Source organism: Paenibacillus alkaliterrae, assembly GCF_021532375.1.
In the GTDB taxonomy this organism is placed as follows: Bacteria; Bacillota; Bacilli; order Paenibacillales; family Paenibacillaceae; genus Pristimantibacillus; species Pristimantibacillus alkaliterrae.
In genome coordinates this window covers 1-12,919 of the sequence record NZ_JAKGAP010000072.1, presented here as the reverse complement: position 1 = coordinate 12,919, position 12,919 = coordinate 1, and the positions used below count along the sequence as shown (strand labels likewise).

The window sequence follows — 12,919 nt, the reverse complement described above, 5'->3', positions numbered from 1 at the left end:
TTCCCGCCAGGGCCGGGGCCGTTCCCGCCGGGGCCGGAGCCGTTCCCGCCGGGGCCGGGGCCGTTCCCGCCGGGGCCGGGACCGTTCCCGCCAGGGCCGGAGCCGTTCCCGCCAGGGCCGGAGCCGTTCCCGCCGGGGCCGGGGCCGTTCCCGCCGGGGCCGGGGCCGGGGCCATTCCCGCCGCCACCGCCGCCGCGGCCGCCGTTTCCGCCGTTCCCGTACCCTATTCCTTTTCCGGTACCATTCCCTTACCCTTACCCACCGGGACCGTACCCTTACCCTCCGGGACCAGGACCGCGGCCATGGATCACGGTCGTCATTAACGGAGGAAGAGCGTTCCCTAATGTGACGCAGGCCTATCGGGTTCCTTACCGTCCAGGTATGACGATCTATCTGGCGTTGGCTGGAACAGGCGTCGTTCGTTTCAATCAATACGGCCAAATTATTTCCGTCAGCGGCATACCGGTCGGCGGCAATATTCGCTATCAGCTTCTTTTGAATGGACTCATCATTCCATCCACACTGTTTAACTTCCCGGTTCAGCGCTATGACTCTGTCGCTCTAGAGCTTATATATTCACCGTTTACACGTGAAGAAGAAAGCCAAGAAGACTAATAAATCATTGTGAAACAAAAGCGGCTGACACCGTCCTTGCGGCAAAATCACGTTGCGATTCAATCAAAAAGGAGCTGGAAAGAATCGTCTCCCCGGACGACTCTTCTAGCTCTTTTTTGCTTAACGACGTTACTTAATAGCCTTCCCTTTGCCGCTTATCAGCTTCAACTGATCGTTTTCGTAGCCGACCTCGTAGGTCACTTGATATTTACTAAGCACATATTCGCCGTCCACCCGCTCATCAACCGAGATCACGGCTATTACGGTCGTCTTGTCGTCCCTGCTGTCATTCACATGCATATCATCGATCACTACGTTCCGGGTACCGAGGTATCCCTCGCGAAATTTCTCGTAGCTCGTGCCTTCCTTCCAATTGCCGCCAAGCAGCGAGTACGCATATACATAATCCGCATTATTCAAGCTGTCATAGAAATGAGTGACCAGATAACCGGCAAACTCGTCTACCGCGGCCTCCTCTTCCAAGCTGGCCGCTTCATCCGGTATCTCCAGCTTAGGCAGCTCCTCCATCGGTTCCCTCGACCAGCCTTCTGCCAGCTCAATAACGTTGTCAATCGGAATGCTGAAGCCGATCGAGCCCTGCTCATAGCCTGCGGAATTAATGCCGATTACTTCACCCGTTTTCTGATTAACGAGCGGCCCTCCGCTGTTTCCGGGCGCAATCGGGGCCGAGATTTGATACAGATCCGAATACAAGTAAGGCTCGATCTCGAAGCTTCTGCCTAGTCCGCTGATAATCCCCGTCGTGACCGTATTTTGAAAACCAAGCGGACTGCCGACAGCAAGCACCTCGTCGCCTACTTCCGCTTTCTCGCCGCGAACGACCTGAAGCGGCTCTATGCCTGCCAATGCCGGAACACGAACGACGGCAATATCCGTCTCCGTGCTAATCCCGATAACCTCGCCGTCCAGCTCGCGCGCATCCGCCGTTTTAATTGTCACCTTGCGCGTTCCCTCAACGACATGGGCGTTGGTAATCAAATCGCCCTCCCGATTATAGAGAAAACCGGAGCCTTGCGCGCCGCTGTCCGTCTCGATCATCACCACAAACTTTTGCGTTTCAAAAATAATATCCTTAAGCGATTTCGCCTTCCCTTGCTCGGCAATAGCCAGAAGCGGCTTGCCCGTCAGCTGACTTGGAACCTCCGAATGGATCGCATAGGCGGCCCCCGCTCCTCCGCATAAGACAAGGGCAGAGGCAAGGATGCTCATCCACGTACGTTTTCTCATCTGCTTCCTCCTCAATCCAAATACCATGTCGCATGGTCGACGACTACGGTCGTATCTTCCGCAAACACGCCAAACACGGTATCCATAAAGCTCATCGTCTCGCCCGGTTCTACGTAATTCGGCATCGCTTCCGCCGTACCCGAGCCAACCTCGTTGCCCTCGGCATCATAGACCGTAAATTCGATCGAAATCGAATAGATCGGCCGCGTGGCCGCGTTTTTCAGCTCGGCTTCAATATGGAGAGCCCCGAATTCGTCAAGCGTCGTGACGATATTGACGACCTCCACCGCCGCCGTCTGATTTTTCAAATCCTCTTCCGCCGCTTTCTGCATCGCTTGCTCGAGCCGCTGCTGCTCCATCTTCTCGTACTGCTCCTGAGCCTGTTGGATCCGTTTCTCGAGCGAGGTCAAGCGTTCATTGTCCTTGGCAAAAGCAAGCGCCCTGACCGTCACGGACAGCGCGTCGGTATAGTCCTTCTTCTGCAGCAGCGCTTCCGCTTCCGTATAGCTGATGTCTATAATTCTTGCTATAATCTGCTCTTGAACAGCGGCCGCTTCTTCGCTATCTAAACCTTTAGCGACCTTAAGCTTTGCCTCAAGCTCGTCTACGGTCGTAAGGCCTTCGAGCTCCACCGCCAGCTTCATGACGTCCAGCTTGACCTGACAGGTCTCCATCTGATCCTTCACCTTCGCATATACAGGCTCCGCGCGGCCCTTAAGTCGCTCCCTTGCCTGCTCCAGCGCTTGCTCGGCTTCGCCCAGCAACTGATTTTCCAGCTGTTTGCCGGCCGCTGCAACCATTCGCTCCAGCTCTGCGACATCCGTCACGATCTCTATATCCGCTTGTACAGCCGCAAATGCCGGCCTGGCATCCGCTGCGTCATTAAGCTTATCCAGCGCTTCGGCATAGTGGCCTGCCATAGCCGCAGCCTTCCCCTCTGCTTGCAGCTCAAGTACTCTATCATTCAAATGTGATTGATATGTATAGTAAAAGAATAGAGACACCGCCATCACAACAGCAAGCAGCAAAGGCGTCAGCCATGGCCAAACAGACCGACTGGCTTCCCTTTTCCCCATAACCTTCGGCATAATCTGATGTCCGTTCCTATTTTCTGCTTCTATTAATAAGTCCGACTCCGATAGTCCGGCAGCCTGCTCGGCGCCAGCGTTCTCGTCAGCCTCTTCTTCTGCAGCGAGCAGTCTGCCGCATTTCATGCAATAGATGGCATCGTCTGTCCGCTTCTTCCCGCAATGATGGCAATACACTTCCGTTCATCCCCCAGCAACTCGTTCTCCACACACATCTATCTATTCTATATTAAAAAGTAAACGATCTCCATTTAATTTTAGTGGGAACTTATGCGCAAAAGGCTGGCGCCGTCTTTGGCGGCAAAAGCCCGTTTCGCGGTGAAATATAAGCAGAGTAAGTCTCAAACTTACATTCTGCTTAATATGTAAAAAGAAGGGCACAGCCCTATCAGCTGTACCCTTCTATTTCATTAAACCTGCTCTTCTTTAATCGCTTTCAGCCGTTTCATCACATCGTTCGCGCCGCGGCCGTAGTAATCATGCAGCAGATTGTATTCCGCATATAGCTTCTCGTATACCGCCACGTTTTCCGGAATCGGCTTGAACGTTTCCTCGCGCACGCGCGCCATCTTCCGGGCTGCATCGACGATATTGTCGAAGCCGCCCTTCGCTGCGCCTGCCGCTACCGCTCCAAACATCGCCGCGCCGAGCGCCGGCGTCTGCTTGGAAGCCGCTATCTTAATTTCGCGGTTCGTTACGTCTGCATAGATTTGCATCAGAAGCGCATTTTTCTGCGGCAATCCTCCGCAAGCATACAGCTCATTGACTTCAACGCCGTTGCTGTGGAACGCGTCCACGATCTTGCGTGTACCAAATGCCGTCGCTTCCAGCAGGGCGCGGTATACTTCCCAAGGCTTTGTAAGCAAGGTTAGGCCTAAGATCGTCCCCGTCAAATCCGTATCGACAAGAACGGAACGGTTGCCGTTCCACCAGTCAAGCGCCAGCAAGCCGGATTCGCCGGCTTTCAGCTCGTTTGCTTTGCGTGTCAAGTAGACATGAACGTTCTCGCCAGCTGCTTCAGCCTCTTCAAGCACATAAGCCGGAACCGATTCCTCCACGAACCATTCGAAAATGTCGCCAACCGCCGATTGGCCCGCTTCGTAGCCGAAGTAGCCCGGAATGATACCGTCCTCAACGACGCCGCACATGCCTTCGACTTCCTTCTCTTCCGTACCGAGCAGCATATGGCAAATCGACGTGCCCATGGCCATAACAAGCTTGCCTGGCGTAACAACGCCAACACCCGGCACTGCCGCATGCGCGTCCACGTTGCCTACGGCGATAGCCGTGCCGGCAGCTAAACCGATGCGGGCCGCCATATCAGCCTGCAGCTCGCCTGCCTTAGAGCCAAGCGGCACCACTTCGCCGCGCAGCTTCGTTTCCGTCAAGTTTTCCAGGCGCGGATCGAGCGCTTTGAAAAACGCTTTGCTCGGGTAGCCCTCTTGCTTATGCCACATGCCTTTGTAACCGGCCGTACAGCTGTTACGAACGATGTTGCCGGTCAATTGGCCGATAACCCAATCGGTTGCTTCAACGAATTTATCTGCCGTCTCATAGATCTCCGGCGCTTCGTTCAAAATTTGCCAAGCCTTCGCCATCATCCATTCGGATGAAATTTTGCCGCCATAGCGCGGTACCCATTTCTCGCCGCGCTGAGCCGCGAGCTCATTAATAAGGTTCGCTTCGTCCTGCGCCGCGTGATGCTTCCACAGCTTTACCCAGCTATGCGGATTGTCCTTGTAAGCGTCCTGTACGCATAGCGGCTGACCTGCCTCGTCGATCGGCAGCATCGTACATGCCGTAAAATCAATACCAAGTCCAATTACGTCGGCAGGGTCAATGCCCGATTCCTGCATAACGGCCGGCACGGACTTTTCAAGCACTTCGATATAATCAAGCGGATGCTGAAGCGCCCAGTCAAGCTCCAGCTTGATGCCGGATACAGGCAGCTTCTCGTCGATAACACGGTGCGTGTAAGCCGTTACATGCTCGGCTACTTCGGCCCCGTCAGATAGATCAATGAGAACCGCGCGGCCGGACTGCGTGCCGTAGTCTACACCAATTGCATATTTTTTGCTCATTTTTTCGAGTCCTCCTTATTTTTGGCCGTAATAGGCGTTAGCCCCGTGCTTGCGCAAATAATGGCGGTCCAGCAAATCTTGATCCATCGGCTGAACGTTCGGGTTCAGCTGGAACGTGTGCAGCGCCATTTTCGCCACTTCCTCAAGAACAACGGCATTATGAACCGCATTATGCGGGTCTTTGCCCCAGCAGAACGGTGCATGGCTGTTCACCAGTACCGACGGCACCTGGTTCGGATCGATGTTCTTATTCTTGAACGTCTCCACGATGACATTGCCGGTCTCGAGCTCGTAAGCGCCTTTGATTTCCGCTTCCGTCATCGCGCGCGTGCAGGGCACCTCGCCGTAGAAGTAGTCGCCATGCGTCGTGCCTAAAGCCGGAATCCCGCGGCCCGCCTGCGCCCAGCTTGTCGCCCAGGGCGAATGCGTATGCACGATGCCGCCGATATTCGGAAATGCTTTATACAAAAGCACATGTGTCGCCGTGTCCGAGGATGGACGCAGATTTCCTTCAATAACGCTGCCGTCCAAGTCCACGACAACCATTTGCTCCGCTTTCAGCTCCTCGTAAGGAACGCCGCTCGGTTTAATGACCGCATAGCCGGACTCCCGGTCGATTCCGCTGACGTTCCCCCAAGTAAATGTAACCAAACCGTATTTCGGAAGATCCATATTCGCTTCCCAAACCGCATGCTTCAACGCTTCTAACATGAGACTAGACCGCTCCCTTCAAGCTATCTTCGATTCGGTTGCCCGTTTTCGCTTATACGAACATCACCATTAAATATCTTCGTTTCCATTATAAGTTGTACGTACAAGTGTGTCACGTGTTTTTTTATCAATCTTACGTGCATCTGCCGATTAATGATTAAGCTGCTGCGTCGACTCCCGTATGACAAGCTGCGGATCATAAACCTTATCCTGCGCATGGCAACGCTGCTGCTTCTCGACCATGCCAAGCAACAGCTCCACGGCATCGGCTCCCATGTCGGTTTTCGGATGGGCGACGGTCGTAAGTTTCACCTCGGTCGCGGTTGCCAGATTGGCATCGTCGAAGCCGACGATGGACAAATCCTCCGGCACGGCCAGTCCAAATTGGCGCACGACATCGAGCATTCTAACGGCCAGCTCGTCGTTATAGCATATCATGGCTGTCGGCCGCCGCTCCGGCCCGCGCTGCAGCAGGGAAAATAAGGCCCCGGCCGGCTTCGACTGCTTCTCCTCCGTCGAGTAACGGAGCAAATAATCGGTCGGAACCGCCAGTCCATGCTCGCGATTGGCTCTCAAAAAACCGCGCATCCGATGAACGCCTTGGAAGTCATCGGTTTTGAAAAAACCGGCAATGCGGCGATGCCCCAGCTTTATCAGATGCTCCGCCGCGCGGTAACCGCCTAGCTCATCATCTACCCGCAGGCATGGCGCGTCGACATCGCTATAGCGCTCGTTCAGCATCACATAAGGAATTTTCATCGCATCGAGAGCCAGAAAATAATTAAAGTTCGGGTTTCCCTCCGCGCTCTTGGTCGGTTCGATGATCAGGCCGGTTAACGGCTCGCGAAGCATCGAATCCAGGCTGTCCTTTTCTTTATCCTTCTCATTATCGGTGCTGGCCAGCAGCAGCCTTGCGCCTACAGCGCGCAGGCTGGACTCTACCCCGCGAACGATCGTCGGAAATATATAATCGGATATGTGGGTCGTGATCATTCCGATCGTCATTCCGTGAGAGGAGCCGCGCCGCTCCGTAACGGACTGGTCGGAGACGAAAGTCCCCTTCCCTTGTGCCCGGTACAGCCAGCCCTCCTGCTCCAAATCGCCAAGCGCCTGCCGCACCGTCTGGCGGCTCATCTCAAACTGCTTGCCGATCTCATTCTCCGACGGCAGCTTATCATGCGGCTTAAACTGTGCAGTGACGATCCATGATAAGATCTGCTGCTTCAACTGCATATATTTGGGCGTTTGCTGTTCTTTCACTTCACACCTCAGCTCCGTTAGTTGTATGCCTTTTAGTATAGCACATGTGAAACTTGTACGTACATGATTCAATTCCGGCAGACGCTTCCATATGGCAATACAAAAAGCCGCCCCAAGGCGGCTTAGCTGCAGCTGTTATAAATAATTAGGAATGCGATTCCTTCAACCGTTCCAATAAATACCTTCTGACATCTTCGCCAAGGTCGGCACGCTCCAGCGCAAAATCGATCGTCGCCTGCACGAAGCCGAGCTTGTCGCCCACATCATGCCTGCGGCCGTCAAATCGGTAAGCGGATAACGCGTCGATGCGGTTCAGCTCCTGCAGGCTGTCGGTCAGCTGGATCTCTCCCGCTTTTCCCGGCTTTGCGCGTTCCAGCAGGTCGAATATGGCCGGGTTCAGGACATAGCGCCCGACTACCGCATAATTGGACGGAGCTTGCCCCGGCGCCGGCTTCTCGATAATATCGCGAACGCGGGCAACCTGCTGGCCCGCCTCGATATCGACAATGCCGTATTTATGCGTCTGATCCCATGGCACCTCCATAACCGCCACGACGGAAGATCCGGTCTCCCCGTAAACGCCGATCATTTGACCCAGGCAGGGCGGATCGGATTTCAAAATATCATCGCCAAGCAGCACCGCGAAAGGCTCATCCGCAATAAAACGACGGGCGCATAATACGGCATGCCCAAGCCCGAGCGGCTCCTTTTGACGAACATAATAAATGTCGGCCAGCTTTGAGATGTCCCTTACCATCGCCAGCATTTCCTCGTTATGTCGTGCCTCCAGCTCCATTTCGAGCTCGGCCGATTTGTCAAAATGATCCTCGATCGCCCGTTTGTTCCGCCCGCTGACGATAACAATGCTTTCAATGCCCGATTGGACGGCTTCCTCTACAATATATTGAATCGCCGGCTTATCGATGATCGGTAGCATTTCCTTCGGCTGCGCCTTCGTAGCCGGCAAAAACCTCGTGCCTAATCCTCCGGCGGGAATAACCGCCTTCCGTATCCGTTTCTCCATTCGAGCATGACCTCCATGTTCGCAGTAATCGTAAATACTGCCTTCATCATACCCTTTTTGCCTTTACTTATCCAATACAGCAACGACATGAATGTTATATGAACGATATTGACATAAAGGCTAGTTTGTAATAATTTTAAAGTAGTATTTATTATTTCACGCGAATTCCGAATGGAGGAACTATATATGGTACACAAAACGATTATTATCGGCACAGGTCCCGCCGGCTTGACTTCAGCTATTTATTTGGCTCGCGCCAATATGGAGCCGCTTGTTATCGAGGGCTGGCAGCCGGGCGGTCAGTTGACTACGACAACCGAGGTCGAAAACTTTCCAGGCTTCCCTGACGGCATTCTCGGCAGCGAGCTGATGTCGAACATGCGCAAGCAAGCGCAGCGCTTCGGCGCTGTCTTCAAGACCGGCTCGGTGAAAAGCGCAGACTTCAGCAAGCGCCCTTACACGCTTGACGTGGAAGGGCTTGGCGAGCTGCAGGCGGAATCGATTATTATCTCGACCGGCGCATCGGCGAAATATCTCGGCATTCCGGGCGAGCAAGAAAACATCGGACGCGGCGTCAGCACTTGCGCAACCTGCGACGGCTTCTTCTTCCGCGGCAAAAAGATCATCGTAGTCGGCGGCGGAGACTCCGCGATGGAGGAAGCGGTGTTCCTTACCCGCTTCGCTTCCGAGGTTCGCCTCGTTCACCGCCGCGACGATTTGCGCGCTTCGAAAATTATGCAGGACCGCGCCCGCGCCAACGAAAAAATCGTTTGGAGCTTGAACCGCACTCCGATTGAAGTAACGGCGACAGGCATGGGCCTTCAAGGATTGAAGGTACGCAATAATGAAACGGGCGAGGAGGAGCTTCTCGAAACGGACGGCTTATTCGTCACAATCGGCCACACGCCGAACACAGGTTTCCTCGGCGGCCAAATCGACCTCGACGAGCAAGGCTACATTATCGTGAAGCCGGGCACCTCGGAGACGAATATTCCAGGAGTATACGCCTGCGGCGACGTTCAGGACCGCAACTACCGCCAAGCGATCACGGCCGCCGGCAGCGGCTGCATGGCCGCTCTCGATTGCGAGCGGTTCCTGGAATCCCAGGCTCACGAAACGGTTCACGCGTAAACTTTTTTTTGGCAAACAGACTAGTACAATACGCACAAAATATGTATAATAAAAGTGTTGAGAGTTACAATAAAAAGGCAATGCTACCGCAACCATTTATTCTCCGTATGCTTCGCGTGAGCGGCGCCTGAACGTGTGAATGGAAAAGGTACAACCTCGGCTTGTATGAGCAGAGGGTGTACCTTTTTCGCGTTTTCAAGTCCCGTTTTCCACACCAATCCTTAAGGAGCGATGAAAACATGTTATTAGAAGCGATTTACCACAGACCGAAGCAAAATTGGGCCTACGCCTACGACGGCAAGACGCTGCATCTTCGGCTGCGTACCAAAAAAGACGATGTTTCCGCGGTTGAAGCGATTGTGGGCGACAAGTACGCATGGGATCAGACCGTAACCACAACGCCTATGCGAGTGTTCTCCTCGGATGCCTTGTTCGATTACTGGGAAACGGCCGTAATCCCACCTTTCCGCCGGCTTCGTTACGCTTTCCGTCTAATGGATGGAGGAAAAACGGTCCTTTTCACGGAAAAAGGCTTCGAGCCCGCGCTTCCGGACAATCCGAATTCGTTTTTTGATTTTCCATATATCAATCCCATCGATGTATTTGAACCGCCGGCTTGGGTGAAGGATGCCGTCTTCTATCAAATCTTTCCGGAGCGCTTCGCGAACGGCGACCCGTCGCTTGACCCGGAAAACGTGCTGCCTTGGGGCGGCAAGCCGACTGCTCAGAACTTTTTTGGAGGCGACCTGCAGGGCGTCATGGATCACTTGGATCACATTGCCGGACTGGGCATCAACGCCGTTTATTTCACGCCGCTGTTCGAAGCGACGACGAACCATAAATATGATACACAGGACTATATGAAGGTCGATCCGCATTTCGGCACGAACGAGAAGCTGAAGGAGCTGGTCGACGCCTGCCATGCGCGCGGCATTCGCGTCCTTCTGGATGCGGTATTCAATCATTCCGGCAAAACGTTCCCTCCTTTCGTCGACGCGCAAAAGAACGGCCGGCAGTCGAAGTATGCGGATTGGTTCCACGTTCGCGAATGGCCGCTGCAGGTAGTGGACGGCGTCCCGACGTACGAGACGTTCGCGTTTGAGCCCTTGATGCCGAAGCTTAACACCGAGCATCCCGAGGTGAAGGCCTATTTGTTTGAGGTGGCCCGCTACTGGATCGAGGAAATCGGCATCGACGGCTGGAGACTCGACGTCGCGAACGAGGTCGATCACCAATTCTGGCGCGAATTCCGGCAGACGGTGAAAGATGTCAATCCGGAAGCGTACATTTTGGGCGAGATTTGGCATGACTCGATGATGTGGCTGCAGGGCGACCAGTTCGATGCGGTGATGAACTATCCGTTTACGAACGCCGTACTGGATTTCTTCGCTTATCAGAAGATCGATGCGACGGAGTTCGCGGATGCGATCGGCGCACAACTTGCTGCCTATCCGCAGCAAGTGACGGAATCGGCCTTCAATCTGCTCGACAGCCACGATACGCCGCGGCTGCTCACGATTTGCGACGATAACACCGATGCGATGATGCTCTCCTCGCTGTTTCAGCTCACCTACCCGGGAACTCCTTGCATCTATTACGGCGACGAGGTCGGCTTGGATGGAGGCGGCGATCCCGGCTGCCGCAAATGCATGGTGTGGGATCCCGTGGAGCAAAATGGGGAGCTGCTGCAGTTCTATACGGCAGCGATCAAGCTTCGCCACAGCTACAGCGCGCTTCGCAGCGCCGACATCCGCTTCGTGCACGTCGGCTCGGCCGACGGCACGCTGGTGTACGAGCGCCGTGATGGCGATCAGCGCCTGCTCATCGCAATGAATGCCCGCGGCGAAGCGGCGGATTTGCGCTTCGCAGTCGAGGCAGCGCCGGCGGACAACGGCGTGGCGCCTCACGCGATTGCATTCGCGGGCTTCGCTCAAACCGAAACGGCGACAGAAGCTGCGGCTGATACTGCGGAACCGGCTTCAGCAGGAGCAGCCATGTCGGTGGCAAACGATCGTGCGGCCAGCAGCCTTGCGGCATCGGCAACCGTTGGTTCGGCAAAAGTCCTTGCGGCTTTGACAACGGCAAGTGTTGACCTGCCTAACAGCCTCGAAGCTTCGACGGTTGTTGCAAGCATTGACGTGCCAACCAGCCTTGGAGCTTCGGAGGCGGCAGAATCCGCTGCAGCTAACGAGGGCGGCATATCCGAATGGACGACGCTCCTCTCCAGTGCAAATAACGAGTCTGATCCGGCTACAATATCAAGCAATGCAGCAGGCGAATTGCAGCTTTCGCTGCCGGCCTACGGCTTTATTATCTTAAAGCAGGTTACGGTTTAACAATACCATAATGGGGCTGTCCCAAAAGTTATTTGATGACTTAGGGGCAAGCCCCATTTGTTTTGCTTATAGATGCATTCTTGCCACTAGAGAACCTGAGAGCTTACTATTCTAGTAATAGCTGGATTTAGTGTATCTAATCAGGACTTATGCAGTTCACGAGATTAATTGGTAATTGGGAGAATATGCTTGAATAAACCGCTCGCTAGGTTAGGAGTAATTCGTAAGCGTTAAGTTACTGGATAAATCCAAGATAGAGCGCCAAACGGGGCTGGGGAGCAAGAAGTTTTAGCCCTTCCGCGTTCGCTAAATTGGGTTTGTACAGTAACCTCTCGCTTTCCGGACATATTTAACGTTGATAATAAGATGTTTCGTCGAAAGTTCAGCTGCCTCTAGACTTTCATTCGGATTCATGTCATAATAACTTAAACGATTAAGTTATTTAAGGAGCAAACTTTCTATGAGAAAGGCAACATTAAAGGATATCGCAAAGGCAGCCGAGGTATCCGTCGCTACAGTAAGCTATGTACTCAATAATGCGCCTAATCAAACGATTCCCGACGATACCAGGTGCAGGGTGCTCGATGCCGCTAAGCAATTAAACTATGTGCCCAACCTTGCCGCCAGATCACTGGTCAAGCAAAAGTCCGGACTGATTGGCATCCTAATAAATCGCGCGGAAAATGAAGGCTTCTGGCGACAATTCCGCAATGCCCATTTTATTGAACGGCTGGAGCGGCTTTTAACGGAACGGGGTTATCATGTCGTCCTGACCAGTCTTGATGCCGCGAATCCTAAGCTCGACATTATCTCGGAGCGCAAGCTCGATGGCGTTTTTGTCATCGATGTAAAGAAAGAGACCTTTCATTTGATTTCCAGCCATTTTTCGGTCGGCGTACCGTTGATCGTGGTCGACAGCCACATTGATGACTCCCTCTTTTATAAGCTGAACTATAATTATGCGGATGCCTTTGAAAAGGCAAATACGATCTCCAGCCTGCAACAAAGCTATCTCATCATCGACAGCTACAATAATATGGAGTTAGTTGATACAATTCGCATCAGCTCAGGCGTGCCTGACGAGCTGATTCATGTTTTGGAGGATGAGGAGCAGCTTAGGCGGTTTCTTGCGGGGATTAAGGGTATGCACGGCATTGTGCTTAATGAATTTGCTGCAACTATTGTAGCAAAGCATGCAGATCCAACCAAACTAACCGTCATATGCTCGGCAGGCTGTCCCGGTATCGCCCCCCCGGGTGCGGCACGAATTGAATACGGGGACCGCAAGCCGGCAGAAGCCTTTCAACTGATGATGCAGCTAATAGATAACCAATGTCAACAGGTTAAGCAATGGACAACCAAAATCTAACGTCGTAACATAATTGACACAACATATCGAATAGTGCACTTGACAAGTCAAATCGG

At 53.6% G+C, this 12,919-nt stretch carries 9 protein-coding genes and 1 pseudogene; 4 read left to right on the top strand and 6 right to left on the bottom strand.

Features of this window, described 5'->3' with window-relative positions; all coding sequences use genetic code 11:
• Positions 1-615, top strand: a 615-nt coding sequence (locus L1N85_RS22460) for a hypothetical protein (RefSeq protein ID WP_235241289.1), incomplete at its 5' end; no start/stop codon positions are given.
• Positions 616-744: 129 nt separating this feature from the next.
• Here the strand turns inward: L1N85_RS22460 and L1N85_RS22455 are convergent.
• The 6 genes from L1N85_RS22455 to galU form a co-directional block, all read right to left on the bottom strand.
• Positions 745-1,863, bottom strand: a complete 1,119-nt coding sequence (locus L1N85_RS22455; RefSeq protein ID WP_235241288.1) for a S1C family serine protease — start codon at positions 1,861-1,863, stop codon at positions 745-747.
• Positions 1,864-1,874: 11 nt separating this feature from the next.
• Positions 1,875-3,128, bottom strand: coding sequence for an FxLYD domain-containing protein (locus tag L1N85_RS27730; protein ID WP_235241287.1), 1,254 nt, complete (start codon positions 3,126-3,128; stop codon positions 1,875-1,877).
• 233 nt (positions 3,129-3,361) lie between these two features.
• Positions 3,362-5,032, bottom strand: coding sequence for a ribulokinase (locus tag L1N85_RS22445; RefSeq protein ID WP_235241286.1), 1,671 nt, complete (start codon positions 5,030-5,032; stop codon positions 3,362-3,364).
• 15 nt (positions 5,033-5,047) lie between these two features.
• Entirely contained in the window at positions 5,048-5,743 is a 696-nt protein-coding gene (gene araD / locus L1N85_RS22440; RefSeq protein WP_235241285.1) for an L-ribulose-5-phosphate 4-epimerase, read from the bottom strand.
• Between the two features lie 150 nt (positions 5,744-5,893).
• Positions 5,894-7,003 carry a GntR family transcriptional regulator gene (locus L1N85_RS22435; RefSeq protein WP_235241284.1) on the bottom strand — a complete coding sequence of 370 codons (1,110 nt, stop codon included), beginning with the start codon at positions 7,001-7,003 and terminating at the stop codon, positions 5,894-5,896.
• A gap of 145 nt (positions 7,004-7,148) precedes the next feature.
• A complete protein-coding gene (galU, locus tag L1N85_RS22430) occupies positions 7,149-8,027 on the bottom strand; it encodes a UTP--glucose-1-phosphate uridylyltransferase GalU (RefSeq protein ID WP_235241283.1) in 879 nt (292 codons plus the stop codon).
• 186 nt (positions 8,028-8,213) lie between these two features.
• Between galU and trxB the strand changes: the two genes are divergently transcribed.
• The 3 genes and pseudogenes from trxB to L1N85_RS22415 all read left to right on the top strand — a co-directional run bounded on the left by trxB (position 8,214) and on the right by L1N85_RS22415 (position 12,863).
• Complete coding sequence (gene trxB / locus L1N85_RS22425; RefSeq protein WP_235241282.1) at positions 8,214-9,158, top strand: thioredoxin-disulfide reductase; 945 nt, start codon at positions 8,214-8,216, stop codon at positions 9,156-9,158.
• Between the two features lie 239 nt (positions 9,159-9,397).
• A pseudogene (locus L1N85_RS22420) lies at positions 9,398-11,035 on the top strand (glycoside hydrolase family 13 protein); the annotation flags it as partial.
• A 919-nt stretch (positions 11,036-11,954) separates the two neighbouring features.
• Complete coding sequence (locus L1N85_RS22415) at positions 11,955-12,863, top strand: LacI family DNA-binding transcriptional regulator (protein WP_235241281.1); 909 nt, start codon at positions 11,955-11,957, stop codon at positions 12,861-12,863.
• The last annotated feature ends 56 nt before the right edge of the window (positions 12,864-12,919 follow it).

What these genes read in the sequence shown, in the direction of transcription:
- galU (WP_235241283.1), bottom strand. Translation starts at nt 8,027, where the DNA reads ATGGAGAAACGGATACGGAAGGCGGTTATTCCCGCCGGAGGATTAGGC.
- L1N85_RS22445 (WP_235241286.1), bottom strand. Translation starts at nt 5,032, where the DNA reads ATGAGCAAAAAATATGCAATTGGTGTAGACTACGGCACGCAGTCCGGC.
- L1N85_RS22455 (WP_235241288.1), bottom strand. Translation starts at nt 1,863, where the DNA reads ATGAGAAAACGTACGTGGATGAGCATCCTTGCCTCTGCCCTTGTCTTA.
- trxB (WP_235241282.1), top strand. Translation starts at nt 8,214, where the DNA reads ATGGTACACAAAACGATTATTATCGGCACAGGTCCCGCCGGCTTGACT.
- L1N85_RS22415 (WP_235241281.1), top strand. Translation starts at nt 11,955, where the DNA reads ATGAGAAAGGCAACATTAAAGGATATCGCAAAGGCAGCCGAGGTATCC.
- araD (WP_235241285.1), bottom strand. Translation starts at nt 5,743, where the DNA reads ATGTTAGAAGCGTTGAAGCATGCGGTTTGGGAAGCGAATATGGATCTT.